We start from the raw sequence: 18,953 nt of genomic DNA on the forward strand, positions 1-18,953 counted from the left end.
AAGATAATCAACCTTAAATAGACAGCCTGGCTCCTGATGCATGCGCTCTGGGGCAGCTGCCAAAGCCGCAGGCCCGGGCCGGCGTTTCGCTGTAAACGCCAAGGCCGGCCGCGCAGAGCCTGCGGCCCGCTTGCGCCGCGATGACTTCCGGCAAGAAACCACTGCGCTTCTGCCGGGGCCGGACTTCAGATCAGAAGGGCCACGGCCGCAAACAGCGCCGCACCGCCGGCAGCTCCCAAGGCAGCCGGTGCAACCCAGTTGCCGGTGTTGCGGGTCTGGACGCCATTCTGTGCGGCCTGGGCAATCAGCGCCTGTTCCACCAGCGCAGGCAGACGCGGGCCGAAGCGGGCCATTACCTTGGCGGTCTCCAGCAGGTCAGAGGCCACGGCGCGCGGGCCGATGGATTTCTTGATGTAGTCCTCAACCACCGGCCGGGCCGCTTCCCAGATGTTGATATGCGGGTCCAGCGAGCGGGCGACACCCTCGACCACTACCATGGTACGCTGCAGGAGGATCAGCTCGGTGCGGGTCTCCATACCGAAACGCTCGGTCACCTCGAACAAGTAGTTCAGCAGCCGGCCCATTGAAATCTGCGAGGCGTCCATGCCGAAAATCGGCTCTCCCACTGCGCGCAGGGCACGGGCGAATTCATCGACGTCGCGGTTGGCGGGCACGTAACCTGCCTCGAAATGCACCTCGGCCACGCGCTTGTAGTCGCGCTTGATGAAGCCATAGAGGATCTCGGCGTAAACCCGGCGGGTGTATTCGTCGATATGACCCATGATGCCGAAGTCATAGGCGATGATATCGCCGTTGGCCGCGACCTTGAGGTTACCCTGGTGCATGTCAGCGTGGAAGAAGCCGTCACGCAGCGCGTGGCGCAGGAACAGAGACAGGACGCGGTTGGCCAGCAGCCTGCGGTCGTGTCCTGCCGCATCCAGCGCGTCGTTGTCACCCAGCGGAATTCCGTCGGCCCAGCCCATCGTCATCACCCGGCGGGCGGAATAGGCCCATCGGATGTCCGGCAGCTGGAAACCCTCATCCTTGGCGGTATTGGCGGCAAACTCCGAGGCCGCGGCGCTTTCCAGCCGCAGATCCAGCTCACCCTGCACAACGCCGTCAAAGTGTTCGATCACGTCCATCGGCTTCAGGCGGCGGGCGCCGGGAGCGAACAGGTCAACAATGCGGGCGGCGAAGTAGAAGGCGTCCACATCCTTGTTGAAGGCGCGCTCAATCCCGGGGCGCAGCACTTTGACAGCAACCTCTTCACCGGTTTCCGCCAGCGTGGCCCGGTGCACCTGTGCGATGGAGGCGGCGGCAACGGGATCGCTGAAATCGGAGAAGATTTCCGAGGCCGGGCGGCCAAGCTCCTTTTCCACCTCGGCCAAAGCCTGAGCACGGGAAAACGGCGGCAGCTTGTCCTGCAGAACACGCAGCTGGTTTGCCAGATCCTTGCCCACCACGTCGGGGCGGGTCGAAAGCACCTGTCCGAACTTGATATAGGCGGGCCCCAGCGCGTTCAGCGCGCGGGTCTCCGGCGGCATCGCGGGGTCGCCCTTGTAGCCCAGCCATTTGAACGGCCAGCCCAGGGTGCGCGCCAGGATGCGCAGAGGTTTGGGAGCCTCAAACGCCTCCAGCACCGAATGCATGGCGCCGGTGCGCTCGAAAGTGGCGCCTGTCCGGATCAGGCGCAGAATATTATGAGGGCCGCGCATGGGTCAGATCTTCCAGCCGGAATGCAGGCAAGCGATGCCCATCGACAGGTTTCGGTACTTGGCGTTTTCAAAGCCCGCTTGCTTCACCATGCCCAGGAAAGTCTCCTGGTCCGGGAAGTTGCGGATCGATTCCACCAAGTACTGATAGCTGTCGTAGTCGCCCGCAATCATCTGCCCCATCCGCGGGATCACGTTGAAGGAGTAGAGGTCATAGAGCTTCTGCAGCCCGTCGTTCGGCAGCTGCGAGAACTCCAGCACCATCAGCCGCCCGCCGGGGCGCAGTACCCGGTAAGCCTCGTTCAGGGCTTCCTGCGGGCGGGTGACGTTCCGGATGCCGAACGAGATGGTGTAGACGTCGAAGGTGTTGTCCTTGAACGGTAGCTTCATCGCGTCGCCGGTGACCCAGTCGAGGCTGTCGGCCATCTGCTCGGCCTCGGCGCGCTTGCGGCCTTCCTCCAGCATCGGGCGGGTGAGGTCCAGCACGGTGGAGTGGCCGTGGCCTGCGCGTTTCAGGAAGCGGAAGGAAATGTCGCCGGTGCCGCCTGCCACATCCAGCAGCCGCTGGCCCGGGCGCGGCGCCAGCCAGTCCATCATCGCGTCCTTCCAGACCCGGTGAATGCCGACGCTCATCACATCGTTCATGATGTCATATTTGGAGGCGACCGAGTTGAAGACACCCTGCACACGGCCGGCCTTCTCCTCCTCGCGGACGGTTTCGAACCCGAAATGGGTGGTGTTGTCGCTGGTGTTGCTCATGCCACTTGCCGTTTGCTGAGTTTCGCCCTTGTTATAAGGCGCTGTGGGGCAGGCACAATGCGGCCCGTTGGTTCAGGAGGGGTGTAATGCCAGAATTGCCCGAGGTCGAGACGGTGAAACGCGGTTTGGCGCCGGCTATGGAGGGGGCGGTGATCGCGCGGGCTCAGGTGAACCGCCCGGATCTGCGCTGGCTGTTTCCGGAGCGGATGGCAGAGAGGCTGACCGGAGCGCGGGTCAACGGGCTTAGAAGGCGGTCGAAGTACATTCTGGCGGATCTTGATACGGAAGAGACGCTGTTGATCCATCTCGGCATGTCCGGTCGTATGACGGTGTCGGGCGACCCGCTGGGCCAGTTCGTGCATGAGCACCCCAAAGCTGAAAAGCACGACCATGTGGTGCTGGATATGGACAATGGCGCCCGTATCACCTTCAACGACCCGCGCCGGTTCGGGGCGATGGATCTGCTGGAGACGGCGACGGCCGACAGCCACAAGCTGCTGGCGGTGCTGGGGCCGGAACCATTGGGCAATGACTTTCACGAGGATCACCTGATTGCTGCCTTCAAGGGGCGCAACACGCCGGTGAAATCTGCATTACTGGATCAGGGAATCATCGCGGGGCTTGGTAACATCTATGTTTGCGAGGCCCTGTTCCGTGCGGGAATTTCGCCACGGCGCAAGGCTGGGCAGATTGCCGCGCAACGGGTGGCGGCATTGGTGCCGATCATCCGGCAGGTGTTGCAAGATGCCATACGCGCAGGCGGATCGTCGCTTAAAGATTTTCGGCAAGCATCTGGTGAACTTGGATATTTTCAGCATTCATTCGATGCCTACGGGCGCGAGGGCGAACCCTGCCGGCGGATCGGTTGCGCAGGGTCAATCGCCAGAATCACCCAGTCCGGGCGCTCCACCTTCTACTGTGTAAAGTGCCAAAGATAGCTTGATCAGAGGGACCCTTTTGGTAAGGACTCGGATCTGAACGGAACAACCGAAAGAGAAATCATGGCCTACGAGACGATCAACGTCGATGTGCAGGACCACGTTTGCCTCATTAAACTGAACCGCCCGGAGGCGATGAACGCTCTCAACAAAGAGCTTATCGGCGAGCTCTGCGATGCTTTGGAAGAGGCTGATGCCAGCGACAAGGTGCGTTGCATCGTGCTGACCGGTTCGGAAAAGGCTTTTGCCGCCGGTGCCGACATCAAAGAGATGTCGGAGATGAGCTTTACCGAGGTGTTTTCCACCAACCTGTTTGCCGATGCCAATGACCGCATTTCCGCGATCCGCAAGCCGATCATAGCTGCGGTGGCGGGCTATGCGCTGGGCGGCGGCTGCGAGCTGGCGATGCTGTGCGATTTCATCATCGCGGCGGAAACGGCCAAGTTCGGCCAGCCGGAGATCAACCTGGGTGTCGTGGCTGGAATCGGCGGCACACAGCGTCTGACCCGTTTCGTGGGCAAATCCAAGTCGATGGACATGAATCTGACCGGCCGCTTCATGAATGCCGAGGAAGCCGAACGCGCCGGACTGGTGTCCCGCGTCGTGCCGGCCAAGAAGCTGATCGAGGAAGCGACCGCCGCGGCGCAAAAGATTGCGGAGAAATCGCTTCTGACGGCAATGGCGGTCAAGGAAACGGTGAACCGCTCTTACGAGCTGCCGCTGAGCGAGGGCCTGCTGTTCGAGCGCCGGGTGTTCCACTCGATGTTTGCGACCGAAGACCAGAAGGAAGGCATGGCGGCCTTCCTGGAAAAGCGTGAAGCGCAGTTCCGCGACAAATAAGCTTCAGAGAACCTTTCAGAGCGGCGGGCTGTATATCCCGCCGTTTTGCAATCCGGGCCGGCGCCCTTGCAATTCTGCACAGAGTTGGCTAAACGCCGCCCTCATACATGCGCGTGCAGCCCGCTCAGGCTAGAATCACACCGGTGAATGATCCCTGGGCTGGCTGGCATTGCGTCCGATAGAAACAGAACCCGAGATAAGGTCAGACACCATGGCAAATTCGCCCCAGGCCAAGAAGCGCGCACGTCAGAACGAGAAGCGCTTTGCCGTCAATAAAGCCCGTCGTTCGCGCATCCGCACCTTCCTGCGTAAAGTTGAAGAAGCCATCGCTTCCGGCGACAAAGAAGCTGCAACTGCAGCTCTGCGCGCAGCTCAGCCCGAACTGATGCGCGGCGTTACCAAAGGTGTGTACCACAAAAACACCGCTTCCCGGAAAATCTCCCGCCTGTCCGCACGCGTGAAGGCACTGGGCTGAGATTCGCTCCGTCAATAAGGCTCACGAGCTGTTGAAAAGTTGTCAGGGCGCTGCAAATTGCAGCGCCTTGTTTTTTGGGCAAAGCCTTGGCTGGTTGCTGCAGGTGCAGGAGATTCTTTGCGGCCAAAGGCAGAGTCAACATCATAGTTTCGTTGCTGCTGACCCCCTCAAATTGCTACCACTGTGTCAGCGATTCACTCGCTGGGGGGACAGGCTGCTTGCGGCAATCTTGACGGGCATCAAGGTTGTCAGGCTGCCCGGAACAGACGGGACATACGTGCCTGTCTCTGTCCGGGAGCTACTGCTGTATCGTTAAGGACAGCAGCCATGTCTCAATTGTGTGCGATACTGTTCGTAACGGCAGATGACCCGCTCTTTGCGCGGTTTTTGCTGTTGCCATGCGAACGTTCAGCCTACGGGCGATGCGGCCAGTACTGGTCCGCACACGGAAACCCTGTGCGTGAACGGCCCCCGGGTGGTTGGGGGTGACGATGGAATTGGCCCGGTCTAGGGGCCGCTGCTTTTTGGGGACGCGTGAGGCGCAGCATGACAGAAGAAAAATGGGGACAGCTCAGGAACCGGCTGTTGAAGACAGTTGGCCAGAACAATTTCACCACCTGGATTGAGCCCCTTGAATTTGACACTGTGGACGGCGGAGTTGCTGTCTTCAAAGTGCCGACGAATTTCATGGGAAATTACGTTAGCCAGAACTTTGCAGACCTTATTCTGCACGAGCTGACCATGTCCGGCGAGCCGGTGCAGCGTCTGGCCTTCCGGGTGGCTGCGAACAGCCCGGCGAGTCCGGTTGAGCCGGCCGTTGCGGCCGAGTCCTTTGGCGGTGTGCAGGATGATCTGGCGGTCGCGACCGCTCCGGCCCCGGCAACGGCGGCAGGCAAAGACACGCTGGAGGCGCTGCAGGCGGCACCGCTGGATCCGCGCTTTACCTTTGACAGCTTCGTGGTCGGCAAGCCGAACGAACTGGCCCATGCCGCGGCGCGCCGCGTCGGCGAGGGTGGCCCGGTGACCTTCAACCCGCTGGTCCTGTATGGCGGTGTGGGCCTGGGTAAAACCCACCTGATGCACGCCATCGCGTGGGAGCTGAAGGAAAAGAATCCGCATCTGAACGTGCTGTATCTGTCGGCGGAACAGTTCATGTACCGCTTCGTGCAGGCCCTGCGCGAGCGCAAGATGATGGACTTCAAGCACCTGTTCCGCTCGGTCGACGTGCTGATGGTGGATGACGTTCAGTTCATCGCCGGCAAAGACTCCACCCAGGAGGAGTTCTTCCACACCTTCAACGCGCTGGTGGACCAGAACAAACAGATCATCATCTCTGCCGACCGCGCCCCGGGTGAGATCAAGGATCTGGAAGACCGGGTGAAATCGCGCCTGCAGTGCGGCCTGGTGGTGGACCTGCACCCGACTGACTACGAACTGCGTCTGGGCATCCTGCAGACCAAGGTGCAGCAGCAGCGCGAGACTTATCCGGATCTGCGCATCGCCGACGGCGTGCTGGAGTTCCTGGCGCACCGGATCTCGACCAACGTGCGTGTGCTCGAAGGCGCGCTGACCCGTCTGTTCGCCTTTGCCTCGCTGGTGGGCCGCGAGATCGACATGGATCTGACCCAGGACTGCCTGGCAGACGTGCTGCGCGCCTCTGAGCGCAAGATCACCGTCGAGGAGATCCAGCGCAAGGTGTCCGAGTATTACAACATCCGCATGTCCGACATCATCGGCCCCAAGCGGCTGCGCTCCTATGCGCGCCCGCGCCAGGTGGCGATGTACCTGTGCAAGCAGCTGACCAGCCGCTCTCTGCCCGAGATCGGCCGCCGCTTTGGCGGGCGCGACCACACCACCGTGATGCACGGTGTCAAGCGCATCGAGGAGCTGAAGCTGACCGACGGCCAGATCGCCGAGGACGTCGAAATGCTGCGCCGGTCGCTGGAAGCCTGAAGCGCACCCGCACCCCAAACGATTGACTTGCGGCTCCGGTTTCCGGAGCCGTTTTTTCTTGCGGGGCAGGGGGGCGGGCTGCAGCCCATAACGCGGCTGAATACCCGGTATCACGGAAAACAAAGTTCCTTCCGGTCCAAAATCAGCCATAAGTGCGCCCTGAACAGGAGCGCCGCATGACACCGCAACCCACTGAAAATATGGATACGCCCCGCGGACTGGCCTTTGCCGTCACCGCCTATCTGCTGTGGGGGTTCCTGCCGCTATACATGAAAGCGCTGTCGCATATTCCCGCCGCTGAAGTTGTGGTCCATCGGGTGATCTGGTCGGTGCCGGTGGCCGGCGCGCTGCTGATCATCCTGCGCCGGACCAAGGAGTTGCAGGCCGCACTCAAGAACCCCCGGATACTGGGCATGGCCTGCCTCACCGCAGCGCTGATTTCGGTGAACTGGGGCATCTATGTCTGGTCGATTGCGGCTGGGCGGGCGCTGGACGCGGCGCTTGGCTATTACATCAACCCGCTGTTCAGCATTGCACTCGGCGCCATCCTGCTGCGCGAGCCGCTGGGCAAGGCGCAGTTGGCGGCTGTTGCGCTCGCTGCCACTGCAGTGGTGGTGCTGACGCTGGAAGCGGGCCGGGTGCCCTGGGTGGCTGTGGGCCTGACGCTGACCTGGGGGTTCTATGCCTTCTTCAAGAAGTCGCTGCCGATTGGCCCCAACCAGGGGTTCCTGCTGGAGGTCCTGATCCTGCTGGCGCCTGCCCTTGGCTATTTCGCCTATCTGACCGCGACCGGAAGCAGTAGCTTTGGCGGCTCGCTCAGCGATACCTCGCTGCTGCTGGGTTGCGGCGTGGTCACCGCGGTGCCGCTGATTGTCTATGCCAATGGCGCCAAGCTGGTGCGGCTGTCGACCATGGGAATTCTGCAATACATCGCCCCGACAATGATTATGCTGGCCGCAGTGCTGCTGTTCGGGGAGGAGTTCGACCAAGCCCGAATGATCGCGTTTCCGATGATCTGGGCAGCTTTGGTGATCTACACAGTTCCGATGGTGCGGCAGATGCGCAAACGTCCCGGTTGATGGCGTTCAGTCGCCTGACTGAGCGTCTTCGACAACGCCGGCAACCGGTCCCATCATGAAGCCTGCATCGCTGCGGCCCAATTGCGGCGCGTGCAGGCGTGAGATATTGCCGTCGAAATAGAGCGCATTAGGCAGCTTCAGGTAATCGCGGAACAGGCTGCCGAACTGGTGAAAGGTTACCGCGTTGCGGGAGATCGCAAAAACCACTCGTGTGCCATCGGCTGAAGTGCCCACCCCGTTGCGGATGTAATAGCTGTCGGAATCGGGCAGGAAGCGAGGGTGAAGTTCGCCATCAATCACCAGCATCGGACCTGACTGGGTCGCATAGGAGCAGTTGGGCGATGCAGCCTCAAAGGCCAGCGTTTCGATCACGTCCGCCCGGCCTTCCCGGATGCAGAAGACACCATTGGGCAGCAGGCCAAAGTTGCCCGGCCCGGCATTGGTCACCAGCCGCATCTCCTGCGCGCCGTCCTCAACATAAAGGCCGACAGGCGAGCGGTCGGTATGGTACATGCCGGCATTGGTGGCAAAGGCCAAAGCTTTGCCGTCCTCCGCCAGTGCAGCGTCCAGGGTGGAGAAATGCCCGTAGACCTGGCCGTCGCCATCCTTCAGAAACAGCCGCAGCTGTTCGCGGGCGGCGTCCACCTCGCAGACCGAATAGCGGCTGCCCTCATAGGCCACATCGCTGCAGTCGACCGCACCCGCCGCAGGGGCGGTCCATAGTGCAGCCAGCAGCAAGGCGGCCCTGCGGATCACTCTTCGACGTCGCGGCGCACCGCGTCCTGGGACAGCATCCGGCGGGTGTCGTCCATCTGATCGAAAGTCTCGTCCAGCCGGAAGCGCAGATCGGGGGTGAACTTCAGCCCCAGCTTCTTGCCGACCATGCGTCGCAGCTCGCTCTTGTTGCGGGCCAGAAGCTTCAGGACATCCTCCTGCCCCTTGCCGCCCAAGGGCAGCACAAAGGCGGTGGCAATTTTCAGATCGGGGGAGGTGCGCACCTCGCCAACGGTGATCGACATGCGGTTCAGGTCCGGGTCATGCACGTCACCGCGCGCCAGCACTTCAGAGAGGGTGCGGCGGATCAGTTCGCCGACGCGAAGCTGTCGCTGGGACGGCCCGGGGCCATCGTGAAATTTGTTCTTTGCCATGATTCCGATCTATGCCGGATCGCGGGCTTTGCCAAGCGCTGCCCGGCACTGTAGGACAAATCCAGCTTGAACAAGGGAATTGGCCAATGACTCACAAACCAGGGATCGTGATTACCGGCGCATCGGGCCGCATGGGGCAGATGCTGATCAAGACGGTGCTGGAAAGCGGTAAGGCCACGCTGGTGGGGGCAGTTGAGCGCGAAGGGCATGAATGGGTCGGCCGTGACGTGGGCGAGGTGATGGGCGGCCAGCCGGTTGGCGTTACCGTGACGGCAGACGCGCTGGAGGCGTTTTCCAAGGCGCAGGCGGTGATCGACTTCACCGCGCCGGAGGCGACGCTGGCCTTTTCCAAGGTGGCGGCCCAGGCCCGCGCGGTGCATGTGATCGGAACCACCGGCATGACGGATGAGCAAATTGCCCAATTGGAACCGGCGTCGCGCCACGCGGTGATCATCCGTGCGGGCAACATGAGCCTGGGTGTGAACCTGCTGGTGCAGCTGACCAAGAAAGTGGCCGCCGCGCTGGATGAGGATTTCGATATCGAGGTGATCGAGGCCCATCACCATCACAAGGTGGACGCGCCCTCCGGAACCGCGCTGATGCTGGGCGAAGCTGCCGCCGAAGGCCGCGGTGTCAAGTTGGCTGATGTGCGCGATTCTGGCCGCGACGGGATCACCGGCGCCCGCAAGCGCGGCGACATCGGCTTCACCGCCATCCGCGGCGGCGACATTGTGGGGGAGCATGATGTGCTGTTTGCAGCCGCGGGGGAGCGCATCGTGCTGCGCCACTTGGCCACCGATCGCGCCATCTTTGCCCGCGGCGCGCTGAAGGCGGCACTTTGGGGCCAGGACAAGGGCCCGGGCCAATACGACATGGTGGATGTGCTGGGGCTTTGAAATTCAGAAAGCGGCCCTCATGGGCCGCTGCCTCCGGCGGGAGTAGTTCAGCAAAAGAGAAGCACGGTTTCTTCTTCTTTGTCTAAAATACTCTGGGGGTGAGCAGGCAGCGCCTGCGAGGGGGCGACGCCCCCTGACCAGCGCTCAGAAGTCGATCGCTATGCCCTTTTTCTCCCAGTCGCCATAGCGTGCCGGGTCGGGGCCGTCGCGGCCGCCCAGCTCCTTGGGACGGACCTCCTGCGATTCTGCGGCCTTGCGGCGCTCTTCGGCTTCGGCCAGCGCGCGCAGGGCGGCGGGGGGCAGGTCTTTCTTCTCGGGTGCAGTCTCTTCGCTCATCGCGGGTTCCTTTATGCTCCGCCCATGATATACGCCCCTGTCCCGCGCAAACAAGCCGCGCCCCCATGGAGTTGCCAGATGTCCGATGCCAATCACGCCCGCCGCACCGCGGTTTACCTGCTGGATCAGGTGCTGGGAGAGGGGCGGCTGCTGGCGGAATGCTATGCTGCCGGGGCGCTGGAGAAACTGGCACCGGAAGACCGCGCCCGGGCGCAGCGGCTGGCAGCGGAAACCCTGCGCGGATTGGAGCGCGCGGACCGGATCCTGAAAAAGCACCTCAAGAAGACGCCGCCGCTGATGGTGATGAACGTGCTGCGTCTGGGCACGGTGGAGCTGTGCTCGGGCGGAGCGGCGCATGGGGTGGTGAATGCGATGGTCGCCATCGTCTCCAAACACCGCCGTCACGGGCAGCTCAAGGGGCTGGTCAACGCAGTGCTGCGCAAGGTTGCTGACGAAGGCCCCGCGGAATGGGCCAAGCTGCGCACGCCGCGGCTGCCGAACTGGCTGCGCAAGCCGCTGGTGCAGGCCTGGGGCGCCGAGGCGATGCTGGGCATGGAGGCAGCGCACTTTGCCGGAGCGCCGCTGGATATCACCGGCAAGCCGGATGCGGATCTGAGCGCGCTTGGCGGAGAACTTCTGCCCACCGGTTCAGTGCGGATCGCCAATGCCGGGCAGGTGTCGTCGCTGCCAGGCTTCGAGTCAGGCGACTGGTGGGTGCAGGATGCTGCGGCTGCTCTACCGGCCAGAATTCTGAACGCCCAGCCTGGCGAGCGGGTGCTGGAGCTGTGCGCGGCACCTGGCGGCAAGACCATGCAGATGACCGCTGCCGGTGCCAAGGTGAAGGCTGTCGACATCTCGGAAAGCCGCGTGGCGCGGCTGAGGGAGAACCTGGAGCGTACCGGGCTGGAGGCCGACTTGGTGGTGGGGGATGCGCTGGAACAGACCGGCCAGTATGACGCGGTGCTGCTGGACGCACCCTGTTCCGCCACCGGCACGATCCGCCGCCATCCTGACCTGCCGCAGGCCAAGGACGGCAGCGAATTCGGCGCCCTGATTGAGCTGCAGGCGCAGATGCTCGCCCATGCCTGGTCGCTGGTGAAACCCGGGGGGCGGCTGATGTTTTGCACCTGCTCGCTGCTGCCGGACGAGGGCGAATGCCAGGTCGAGGAGGCGCTGGATATGTTCCCGGACATGGCGGCCGACCGCGATGCGCTGGCGCTGCCTGGCGTTGATCCGCAGTGGATCACCGAGGAAGGCGGTTTGCGCCTGCGCCCCGATTACTGGGCGGAGCGTGGCGGCATGGACGGCTTCTACATGGCCCTTCTGCGCAAATCCGCGTGACCCCGGGATGTCCCCGGCATTCGCCGGTGACTCATTGCACACCCCGCGCTATGCTCGCGCCAAAACGCCCCGGAAAACTCCTCTGGCGTGAGGCAAAAAGAGCATGTCCACTTATGACAGAATGGCAGGCCGCGGCACCCGCCTGCTGAACCGGTATTACGCCTGGCGGGCCCGCAGCCAGCCTGCGGCGACCGGCTTTGTCTCGCAGCCCGAACCGCGCACCATCGGCAGCTTTGCCCGCGGGCGGCAGCTGGTGGCGGGCAATCTGCTGTTTGCCGGCTATCTGGTCGAATCGCCCGATACCGGCTTGTGGGAAGTCGCTGCACCGGACGCGGCCTTTGATGCCGAGCGGCACGGCTTTGCCTGGCTCGACGATCTGGCCGCGGTGGGGGATTTCAAGGCCCGGCTGAAAGCGCAGAAATGGGTCTGGGGGTGGATTGAACGGCACGGGCGCGGTGGCGGGCTGGCCTGGCTGCCTGATCTGACCGGGCGGCGGGTGATCCGCTGGATCAACCACGCGCTGTTCCTGCTGAGCGGTAAGGACAAGGGCGAGACCGAGGCCTTCTATGGCTCCCTTGCGCGGCAGACTTGGTATCTTTCCCAGCGCTGGCAGGGGGCGGCCCCCGGCCTGCCGCGGTTCGAAGCCCTGTGCGGCCTGATCTACGCAGGCCTGTCCCTGCAGGGGCGGGAGGAGCTGGCGGACCCGGCGGTGAAAGCCCTGGCCGCGGAATGCGAGTCCCAGATCGACGATCAGGGCGGGTTGCCGACCCGCAATCCGGAAGAGCTGCTGGAAGTTTTCACGTTGCTGACCTGGGCTGCCGCGGCCCTGCATGAAGCGGGCCGCATGGTGCCGCCTGCCCATGTCGCCGCCATTGAAAGGATTGCGCCGACTTTGCGCACCCTGCGCCACAGCGATGGCGGGCTGGCGCGGTTCCACGGCGGCGGCCGCGGGCTGGAGGGGCGGCTGGATCATGCGCTGGCTGCCAGCCATGTGGCCGAGCGCCATGCTGACGGGCTGGCGATGGGCTTTGCGCGGCTGTCGGCGCGGCGCACCTCGGTGATTGTCGATGCCTCCGCCCCGCCCAAGGGCAAGGCGTCATACAACGGCCACGCATCGACCCTGGCGTTTGAGCTGACCTCGGGGCGGCGGCCGCTGATCGTGAATTGCGGCTCGGGCGAATCCTTTGGTGTGGAATGGCGCCGGGCCGGGCGCGCCACGCCCTCGCATACAACGCTGTGCATCGAGGGCCATTCCAGCGCCCGGCTGGCGCCGCCGCACAAGACCACCGGCCATGAGGAACTGATCGAAGCGCCTGACGACGTGCCGCTGGAGGTCGCTGACCTAGCGGACGGCTTCCGGTTCCAGGGCGGCCACAATGGCTATGCCGCGCATTTCGGTTTGACCCATGCCCGCACGCTGGATCTGTCCTTTGACGGGCGCAGCCTCAGCGGCGAAGACATGCTGGTGGCCTTGGACGAAGCTGCCAAACGCCAGTTCGCGAAGGTTCGGGATGCCGGCCCGGACGGCGGCATCGGCTTTGATATCCGCCTGCACCTGCACCCTGAGGTGGACGCGGCCCTTGACTTGGGCGGCACGGCAGTATCCATGGCGCTCAAGAGCGGAGAAATCTGGGTGTTCCGTCACGACGGCGGCTGCCAGCTGCGGCTGGAGCCGAGTGTTTTCCTGGAAAAAACCCGCTTGAAGCCGCGTGCGGCAAAGCAGATCGTTTTATCCGGGCGGGCGATGGGATATGCCACCCGCGTCCGGTGGACGCTCAGCAAAGCGCAGGAGACTGCCATTGCCGTGCGAGACCTGAACCGGGACGAACCCGAGACGTTTGACTGAGCCTTTAAAAGGACCTGCCCTGCCATGACCGACCTTCACCCCGTACGCCGTGCGCTGCTTTCCGTATCCGACAAGACCGGCCTGATTGAGCTGGGCAAGGCGCTGGAGGCGCGCGGTGTCGAACTGCTGTCCACAGGCGGTTCCGCCAAGGCGCTGCGCGATGCCGGGCTGACTGTGAAAGACGTCTCCGAAGTGACCGGTTTTCCGGAAATGATGGACGGCCGGGTGAAGACTCTGCACCCGATGGTGCATGGCGGTCTGCTGGCGCTGCGCGACAACGATACCCACGTGGCCGCGATGAACGAGCATGGCATTGGCGCCATCGACCTGCTGGTGGTGAACCTCTATCCGTTTGAGGCGGCGCTGGCGCGTGGCGCAGATTACGATGAGATGATCGAAAACATCGACATCGGCGGTCCGGCGATGATCCGCGCTGCCTCCAAGAACCATCTGTTCGTGAACGTTGTGACCGACGTCCAGGATTATGAGGCGCTGCTGGCGGAGCTCGACAACAACGACGGCCAGACGACCTATGCCTTCCGTCAGCGCCTGGCCCAAACCGCCTATGCCCGCACGGCGGCATATGATGCGGCTGTGTCGAACTGGATGGCGTCGGCGCTGGAAGAGAAAACCCCGCGCCGCCGTGCCTTTGCCGGCGAGCTGAAGCAAACCCTGCGCTATGGCGAGAACAGCCACCAGACGGCTGCCTTCTACGCCGATGGCAGCAACCGGCCGGGTGTTGCCACCGCGGTACAGCTGCAGGGCAAGGAACTGAGCTACAACAACATCAACGATACCGACGCGGCCTATGAGCTGGTGGCGGAATTCGACCCGGCCGAGAGCCCCGCCGTCGCGATCATTAAACACGCCAACCCCTGCGGTGTGGCCAAGGGGGCAACCCTGGCCGAGGCCTACCAGAAGGCATTCGACTGTGACCGTACCTCTGCCTTCGGCGGCATCGTGGCGCTGAACCAGTCGCTGGACGCGGAAACTGCCGCCAAGATCACCGAGATCTTCACCGAGGTGGTGATCGCACCGGGTGCGTCTGAGGAAGCAAAGGAAATCTTCGCCGCCAAGAAGAACCTGCGCCTGCTGCTGACCGACAGCCTGCCGGATCCGCGCAAACCTATCGTGGCCTACAAGCAGGTGGCCGGCGGTATGCTGGCGCAGGACAAGGACGTGGGCTATGTCGGCATGGAGGACCTGAAGGTGGTGACCGAAAAGGCGCCGTCCGACGACCAGATGCAGGACCTGCTGTTTGCCTGGAAGGTCGCCAAGCACGTGAAATCCAACGCCATCGTCTACGTGAAGGACAACGCCACAGTCGGCGTCGGTGCTGGTCAGATGAGCCGTCTCGACAGCGCCAACGTGGCCGCGGCCAAGGCAGGCCGCATGGCTGCTGAACTGGGCCTGGAGGAAAGCCTCGCCAAGGGCTGTGCGGTGGCATCGGATGCGTTCTTCCCCTTCCCGGATGGCCTGCTGGAAGCGGCCGCCGCGGGCGGCACCTGCGTCATCCAGCCCGGTGGCTCAATGCGCGATGACGAGGTGATCAAGGCGGCCAACGAGAAAGGCCTGGCGATGGTCTTTACCGGCATGCGCCACTTCCGCCACTAAACAGGGCATCTAAGAAATGGCAGCACGTTGGATGATCTGGGGCGCGGCCCTTTCGTTCCTGGCGGATCAGGCCAGCAAATACCTGGTGATCCACTGGATGGGGCTGGACCAGCGCCACCGGATCGACGTGCTGCCGCCATTCCTGAACTTTCGCTATGGCGAGAACACCGGGATCAACTTTGGCCTATTCGGCGGCGGGGATGAGGCCGCGCGCTGGATCTTGATCTCTCTGTCAGTCGTGATCTGTGTCGTGCTGGCGGTGTGGGTCAGCCGCGGGCAAGCAAAATCCAGGGGCATGCAGCTGTCCGCCGGGCTGGTGATCGGCGGCGCGCTGGGCAATGTCGCGGACCGGCTGCTGTATGGCTATGTGCTGGATTTCCTGAACACCTCCTGCTGCGGCATCCAGAATCCTTTCGTGTTCAACGTCGCCGACATTTTCATTTTTGCCGGCGCTGCGGGGCTTATCTTCTTTGATGGGCGGCGCAAAAAGCCTGCGTAGACCTTGGCAGGTAAATGCGATAAAAGCGCCGGGAAACAGGCAGGAGATTGGGGCAATGCGGATCCCGTTCGGAGTGATTGTTCTGGCTGGCGCGCTGGCAGTGTCCGGCTGCGCGCAGAAAGGGCTGCGCGTTCTTCAGAAGCCGGGGACCGGCCCGGACGAATTCCTCGTCCTGCCGACCAAGCCGCTGAGCACGCCGGATAACTTCAGCAGCCTGCCGGCACCGACGCCCGGCGGCAGCAACCTGACCGATTCCAATCCGCACGCGGATGCCGTGGCTGCCCTGGGCGGCAAACCCGGCGCTCTTGTTCCGGGCAGCGGCGTGCCGTCTGGCGATGCTGCGCTGGTTACTGCTTCCAGCCGCTATGGGGTTGAGGCGGGCGTGCGCGGGACGCTGGCGGAGGAAGACGCGAAGTTCCGTCACCGCAACCGTCACCTGGGCCGTATCAAGATCGTGCCGGTGGACCGCTATGAACAGCTGTACCGCAAGCAGAGCATTGATCCTTTTGCCGTCAGCGATCAGTTCCGCAGGGCAGGCGCGGCGACGCCTTCCTCGCCGCCTGAAGACGAATCCTGATCCCTCACTTTTCTGCCAGCCGGTCTTGCATGCCGCCAGCAGCCGCGTAGGTTGACAGCAGCCATTCTGCTGGCAATGGGCCGCGAATTGCGGCTGCAAAGAACAAAACAGCAGTAACTGCACCCTGGCTGCCAAAAGCAGGGACGCAAAGATTTGGAGGATGCCAGATGATCCAAAGGGTCACATTGGCCGCCGCTGCGCTGAGCGCTGCCTTGACCGTTCCCGTTCGGGCCGAGGATGAGGCGGTGACCGCGTTCACCTTGGACAACGGAATGGACGTTGTCGTGATCGAGGACCACCGGGCGCCCGTGGTGCAGCAGATGGTCTGGTACCGTGCGGGCTCCGCCGATGAGCCGCCTGGCCAGTCAGGCGTGGCCCATTTCCTGGAACACCTGCTGTTCAAGGGGACTGAAAAGCTCGCCCCGGGCGAGCTGTCTGCCACAGTGCGCGCCAACGGCGGCCAGGACAATGCTTTCACCAGCTACGACTACACTGCCTATTTCCAGCGTGTCGCCGCCGACCGGCTGGAGCTGATGATGCAGATGGAAAGCGACCGCATGACGAACCTCCGCCTCAGCGAGGAGGATATCGTCACCGAGCGCGAGGTGATCCTGGAAGAGCGCAACCAGCGCACTGACAACGATCCCGTGGCGCTGTTCCGCGAGCAGCTGCAGGCGGTGCAATACCTCAATCACCGCTACGGCCAGCCGGTCATTGGCTGGCGCCACGAGATGGAAAGCTTGGATATGGAGGACGCACTGTCCTTCTACCAAACCTACTACGCGCCTAATAACGCCATTCTAGTTGTCTCAGGCGATGTTCAGCCGGAGGAGGTGAAGGCGCTCGCTGAGGAGTATTACGGCGCGATTCCGGCCAATCCGGATCTGCCGGAACGCTTCCGCAGCCAGGAACCGCCGCAGACTGCCGAACGCCGGCTCACCTTCAAGGACCCGCGCGTGGCGCAGCCCTATGTGCAGCGTTCCTACCTGGCACCGGAGCGCGACAGCGGCGCGCAGCAGAAGGCTGCGGCCCTGTACCTGCTGGCGGAGCTTTTGGGGGGCGGTAACACGTCTTACCTAGCCAATGCGCTGCAATTCGACCAGCAAGTCGCGGTATACACCGGTGCCTTCTATTCGGGCAGCACATTGGACGACACGTCCTTTACTTTCCTGATCGTTCCGGCTGAGGGTGTCAGCATGGAAGACGCCGAAGCGGCACTGGATGCCACCATCGCCCGCTTCCTTGAGGGGGGCGTGGACGAAGCCCAGCTGGAGCGGATCAAGCTGCAGCTGCGCGCCGCGGAGATCTATGACCGCGACAACGTGAACGGCATAGCCAACCGCTATGGCCAGGCGCTCAGCATTGGGCTGACGGTGCAGGATGTGCAGGACTGGCCGAAGATCCTGCAATCGGTCACGGCGGATGAGATCATCGCCGCCGCCAATGAAGTTCTGCGTCCGGAAGCCTCAGTCACCGGCTGGATGATGCGCGACGAAGAGGTAACCCAATGACCCCGCTGAAATGCATCGCTGCGGCACTGGTGGCCTGTTTCCTGGCGCTGCCTGCTTGGGCCGGAATCAAGATCGAGGAGGTCACCTCTCCGGGCGGCATCAAGGCCTGGTTGGTGGAGGATCACGCGATTCCTTTCTCTGCGCTGGAGCTGCGCTTTCGCGGCGGCACCTCGCTGGATGCGCCGGGTAAACGCGGCGCGGTCTACCTGATGACCGGGCTCTTGGAGGAAGGCTCCGGCGATCTGCGTGCGCAGGATTATTCACGGGCCCTGGAATCGCTGGCAGCGGAGTTTTCCTATGATGCGGACAAGGACTCAGTGTCTGTTTCTGCCCGCTTCCTGACTGAAAACCGGGAGGAGGCGATGGCGCTTCTGCGCCAAACCCTGTTCGAGCCGCGTTTTGACCAAGATGCACTGGACCGGGTGCGGGCGCAGGTTCTGGCGGGTCTGCGCTCAGACGCCAAGAACCCCAACAACATCGCCGGTGAGGCCTTCTCCAGGATGGCGTTTGGCGATCACCCCTATGGCAGCGACGGCAAGGGGACCGTGGAGACTGTTTCCGCGCTCAGCCGCCAGGACGTCTTTGATGCCTATGAGGCGGTGTTTGCCCGTGACAGGCTCTATGTAAGTGCTGTCGGAGACATTTCCGCCGAGGAGTTGGGCACACTGCTGGATGATCTGCTGGGCACGCTGCCCGCTGAAGGCGCCCCGATCCCAGGCCCGGCTGAAGTCACCATCGAAGGCGGTATAACCGTAGTGGATTTCGACACCCCGCAGTCGGTTGCCCTGTTCGGACAGAAGGGCATCAAGCGCGAGGATCCGGATTTCTTCACGGCCTACGTGATGAACCAGATTCTTGGCGGCGGCTCCTTTGAGTCCCGGCTGATGACCGAAGTGCGGGAGAAGCGCGGGCTGACTTATGGCATCTACTCCTACCTGGTGCCGCGCGATCTGGCGGCGGTCTACATGGGTTCCGTTGCCTCAGCCAACGGCAAGATGGCTGAAGCCGTTGAAGTGATCCGCAACGAGTGGCGCCGCATGGCCGAAGAGGGCGTAACGGAGAAGGAGCTGAAGGACGCCCAAACCTATCTGACCGGCGCCTACCCGCTGCGGTTTGACGGCAACAGCCGCATCGCCTCGATTCTGGCAGGGATGCAGATGGACAACCTGCCGATCAGCTATGTGGAAACCCGCAACGACCGGATCAACGCTGTTACCTTGGATGACGTGAACAGCTTTGCGGCGGAGTTCATGGACCCCGACGGGTTGCGTTTTGTTATTGCCGGGCGCCCTGAGGGTCTGGAAACGACCAACTGATATTTTACCGGGCGGCGCTAGGTGCCGCCCGGTTCCTTTGCAAGGCTGGGGCCGCGAGGCGCGCTGCCGCCCATCGCGGCTGGCCTTCACCGCTTTCCCTTTCATTTTACCGC

The 18,953-nt window shown here is 63.1% G+C and carries 18 protein-coding genes; 13 read left to right on the plus strand and 5 right to left on the minus strand.

Features of this window, described 5'->3' with window-relative positions; genetic code table 11:
* Positions 1-185 precede the first annotated feature (185 nt).
* Positions 186-1,715 carry a 2-polyprenylphenol 6-hydroxylase gene (ubiB, locus tag AC5STI_RS14670; RefSeq protein ID WP_495447182.1) on the minus strand — a complete coding sequence of 510 codons (1,530 nt, stop codon included), beginning with the start codon at positions 1,713-1,715 and terminating at the stop codon, positions 186-188.
* Positions 1,716-1,718: 3 nt separating this feature from the next.
* A complete protein-coding gene (ubiE, locus tag AC5STI_RS14675) occupies positions 1,719-2,471 on the minus strand; it encodes a bifunctional demethylmenaquinone methyltransferase/2-methoxy-6-polyprenyl-1,4-benzoquinol methylase UbiE (RefSeq protein WP_039184344.1) in 753 nt (250 codons plus the stop codon).
* Positions 2,472-2,557: 86 nt separating this feature from the next.
* Here ubiE and mutM point away from each other — a divergent pair, with 86 nt between their 5' ends.
* The 5 genes from mutM to rarD all read left to right on the plus strand — a co-directional run bounded on the left by mutM (position 2,558) and on the right by rarD (position 7,756).
* Entirely contained in the window at positions 2,558-3,409 is an 852-nt protein-coding gene (mutM, locus tag AC5STI_RS14680) for a bifunctional DNA-formamidopyrimidine glycosylase/DNA-(apurinic or apyrimidinic site) lyase (RefSeq protein WP_495447183.1), read from the plus strand.
* Between the two features lie 63 nt (positions 3,410-3,472).
* Positions 3,473-4,249 carry an acryloyl-CoA hydratase gene (gene acuK, locus AC5STI_RS14685; RefSeq protein ID WP_495447184.1) on the plus strand — a complete coding sequence of 259 codons (777 nt, stop codon included), beginning with the start codon at positions 3,473-3,475 and terminating at the stop codon, positions 4,247-4,249.
* 211 nt (positions 4,250-4,460) lie between these two features.
* Complete coding sequence (rpsT, locus tag AC5STI_RS14690; protein ID WP_008556347.1) at positions 4,461-4,724, plus strand: 30S ribosomal protein S20; 264 nt, start codon at positions 4,461-4,463, stop codon at positions 4,722-4,724.
* Between the two features lie 546 nt (positions 4,725-5,270).
* Positions 5,271-6,677: a chromosomal replication initiator protein DnaA gene (gene dnaA, locus AC5STI_RS14695; RefSeq protein WP_495447185.1), complete on the plus strand. Its 1,407-nt coding sequence runs from the start codon at positions 5,271-5,273 to the stop codon at positions 6,675-6,677.
* Positions 6,678-6,853: 176 nt separating this feature from the next.
* Positions 6,854-7,756: an EamA family transporter RarD gene (gene rarD, locus AC5STI_RS14700; RefSeq protein ID WP_495447186.1), complete on the plus strand. Its 903-nt coding sequence runs from the start codon at positions 6,854-6,856 to the stop codon at positions 7,754-7,756.
* 6 nt (positions 7,757-7,762) lie between these two features.
* Here the strand turns inward: rarD and AC5STI_RS14705 are convergent, their stop codons facing one another.
* On the minus strand, positions 7,763-8,512 hold the full coding sequence (locus AC5STI_RS14705; protein WP_495447187.1) for a phosphodiester glycosidase family protein: 750 nt from the start codon (positions 8,510-8,512) through the stop codon (positions 7,763-7,765).
* On the minus strand, positions 8,509-8,904 hold the full coding sequence (gene rbfA, locus AC5STI_RS14710) for a 30S ribosome-binding factor RbfA (RefSeq protein ID WP_027245073.1): 396 nt from the start codon (positions 8,902-8,904) through the stop codon (positions 8,509-8,511). The genes AC5STI_RS14705 and rbfA overlap by 4 nt, the downstream gene beginning before the upstream one ends.
* Before the next feature lie 86 nt (positions 8,905-8,990).
* Here rbfA and dapB point away from each other — a divergent pair, with 86 nt between their 5' ends.
* Complete coding sequence (gene dapB / locus AC5STI_RS14715; protein ID WP_495447188.1) at positions 8,991-9,800, plus strand: 4-hydroxy-tetrahydrodipicolinate reductase; 810 nt, start codon at positions 8,991-8,993, stop codon at positions 9,798-9,800.
* A 144-nt stretch (positions 9,801-9,944) separates the two neighbouring features.
* On the opposite strand, the gene AC5STI_RS14720 is transcribed toward dapB, so the two are convergent.
* On the minus strand, positions 9,945-10,136 hold the full coding sequence (locus tag AC5STI_RS14720) for a DUF1674 domain-containing protein (protein ID WP_495447189.1): 192 nt from the start codon (positions 10,134-10,136) through the stop codon (positions 9,945-9,947).
* 78 nt (positions 10,137-10,214) lie between these two features.
* Between AC5STI_RS14720 and AC5STI_RS14725 the strand changes: the two genes are divergently transcribed.
* The 7 genes from AC5STI_RS14725 (at position 10,215) to AC5STI_RS14755 (ending at position 18,840) form a co-directional block, all read left to right on the plus strand.
* Complete coding sequence (locus AC5STI_RS14725; RefSeq protein ID WP_495447190.1) at positions 10,215-11,477, plus strand: RsmB/NOP family class I SAM-dependent RNA methyltransferase; 1,263 nt, start codon at positions 10,215-10,217, stop codon at positions 11,475-11,477.
* A 103-nt stretch (positions 11,478-11,580) separates the two neighbouring features.
* Positions 11,581-13,323 (plus strand): heparinase II/III family protein, encoded by a 1,743-nt coding sequence (locus AC5STI_RS14730; RefSeq protein ID WP_495447191.1) that lies wholly within the window; start codon positions 11,581-11,583, stop codon positions 13,321-13,323.
* A 24-nt stretch (positions 13,324-13,347) separates the two neighbouring features.
* A complete protein-coding gene (purH, locus tag AC5STI_RS14735; protein ID WP_495447192.1) occupies positions 13,348-14,937 on the plus strand; it encodes a bifunctional phosphoribosylaminoimidazolecarboxamide formyltransferase/IMP cyclohydrolase in 1,590 nt (529 codons plus the stop codon).
* Positions 14,938-14,953: 16 nt separating this feature from the next.
* Positions 14,954-15,436 (plus strand): signal peptidase II, encoded by a 483-nt coding sequence (gene lspA, locus AC5STI_RS14740; protein WP_495447193.1) that lies wholly within the window; start codon positions 14,954-14,956, stop codon positions 15,434-15,436.
* Positions 15,437-15,491: 55 nt separating this feature from the next.
* Positions 15,492-16,013, plus strand: coding sequence for a DUF3035 domain-containing protein (locus tag AC5STI_RS14745; protein WP_495447194.1), 522 nt, complete (start codon positions 15,492-15,494; stop codon positions 16,011-16,013).
* 167 nt (positions 16,014-16,180) lie between these two features.
* Positions 16,181-17,524: a M16 family metallopeptidase gene (locus AC5STI_RS14750; protein WP_495447195.1), complete on the plus strand. Its 1,344-nt coding sequence runs from the start codon at positions 16,181-16,183 to the stop codon at positions 17,522-17,524.
* Complete coding sequence (locus AC5STI_RS14755; RefSeq protein ID WP_495447196.1) at positions 17,521-18,840, plus strand: M16 family metallopeptidase; 1,320 nt, start codon at positions 17,521-17,523, stop codon at positions 18,838-18,840. The genes AC5STI_RS14750 and AC5STI_RS14755 overlap by 4 nt, the downstream gene beginning before the upstream one ends.
* Positions 18,841-18,953 lie beyond the last annotated feature (113 nt).

The organism is Leisingera sp. CC-HEC096, from assembly GCF_059429235.1.

Excerpts from the sequence above, each read along its gene's own strand:
- ubiB (WP_495447182.1), bottom strand. The coding sequence starts at position 1,715 with ATGCGCGGCCCTCATAATATTCTGCGCCTGATCCGGACAGGCGCCACT.
- AC5STI_RS14730 (WP_495447191.1), top strand. The coding sequence starts at position 11,581 with ATGTCCACTTATGACAGAATGGCAGGCCGCGGCACCCGCCTGCTGAAC.
- rarD (WP_495447186.1), top strand. The coding sequence starts at position 6,854 with ATGACACCGCAACCCACTGAAAATATGGATACGCCCCGCGGACTGGCC.
- purH (WP_495447192.1), top strand. The coding sequence starts at position 13,348 with ATGACCGACCTTCACCCCGTACGCCGTGCGCTGCTTTCCGTATCCGAC.
- lspA (WP_495447193.1), top strand. The coding sequence starts at position 14,954 with ATGGCAGCACGTTGGATGATCTGGGGCGCGGCCCTTTCGTTCCTGGCG.
- AC5STI_RS14750 (WP_495447195.1), top strand. The coding sequence starts at position 16,181 with ATGATCCAAAGGGTCACATTGGCCGCCGCTGCGCTGAGCGCTGCCTTG.
- AC5STI_RS14745 (WP_495447194.1), top strand. The coding sequence starts at position 15,492 with ATGCGGATCCCGTTCGGAGTGATTGTTCTGGCTGGCGCGCTGGCAGTG.
- rpsT (WP_008556347.1), top strand. The coding sequence starts at position 4,461 with ATGGCAAATTCGCCCCAGGCCAAGAAGCGCGCACGTCAGAACGAGAAG.
- dapB (WP_495447188.1), top strand. The coding sequence starts at position 8,991 with ATGACTCACAAACCAGGGATCGTGATTACCGGCGCATCGGGCCGCATG.
- rbfA (WP_027245073.1), bottom strand. The coding sequence starts at position 8,904 with ATGGCAAAGAACAAATTTCACGATGGCCCCGGGCCGTCCCAGCGACAG.
- acuK (WP_495447184.1), top strand. The coding sequence starts at position 3,473 with ATGGCCTACGAGACGATCAACGTCGATGTGCAGGACCACGTTTGCCTC.
- AC5STI_RS14725 (WP_495447190.1), top strand. The coding sequence starts at position 10,215 with ATGTCCGATGCCAATCACGCCCGCCGCACCGCGGTTTACCTGCTGGAT.
- AC5STI_RS14755 (WP_495447196.1), top strand. The coding sequence starts at position 17,521 with ATGACCCCGCTGAAATGCATCGCTGCGGCACTGGTGGCCTGTTTCCTG.
- mutM (WP_495447183.1), top strand. The coding sequence starts at position 2,558 with ATGCCAGAATTGCCCGAGGTCGAGACGGTGAAACGCGGTTTGGCGCCG.
- AC5STI_RS14720 (WP_495447189.1), bottom strand. The coding sequence starts at position 10,136 with ATGAGCGAAGAGACTGCACCCGAGAAGAAAGACCTGCCCCCCGCCGCC.
- ubiE (WP_039184344.1), bottom strand. The coding sequence starts at position 2,471 with ATGAGCAACACCAGCGACAACACCACCCATTTCGGGTTCGAAACCGTC.
- dnaA (WP_495447185.1), top strand. The coding sequence starts at position 5,271 with ATGACAGAAGAAAAATGGGGACAGCTCAGGAACCGGCTGTTGAAGACA.